Origin of the sequence: Pseudomonas sp. HMSC066A08 (genome assembly GCF_001813025.1) — a bacterium.
GTDB classification, from domain to species: domain Bacteria; phylum Pseudomonadota; class Gammaproteobacteria; order Pseudomonadales; family Pseudomonadaceae; genus Pseudomonas; species Pseudomonas aeruginosa.
Genome location: NZ_KV811285.1, coordinates 1 through 208 on the forward strand (window position 1 = coordinate 1; position 208 = coordinate 208).

Sequence of the window (208 nt, forward strand, 5' to 3'; positions counted from 1 at the left end):
AGCCAAACGAGGTCTTGTCGGAAACATCTACAAAGGTCGGGTAAGTCGTGTATTACCTGGGATGCAAGCTGCATTTATTGACATTGGGCTTGAGAAAGCCGCTTTTTTACATGCTTCTGATATTATGCCTCACACGGAATGTATCGCGGGTGAAGAGCAGAAAAAATTTAATGTTCGTGATATTGCGCAACTTGTACATCAAGGTCAG

General features: G+C 43.3%; 1 protein-coding gene. It reads left to right on the forward strand.

Going from position 1 to position 208, the window contains the following annotated elements; all coding sequences use genetic code 11:
* Positions 1-208: S1 RNA-binding domain-containing protein (locus tag HMPREF2886_RS33070; RefSeq protein ID WP_139148398.1), on the forward strand; the 208-nt coding region annotated here is incomplete at both ends.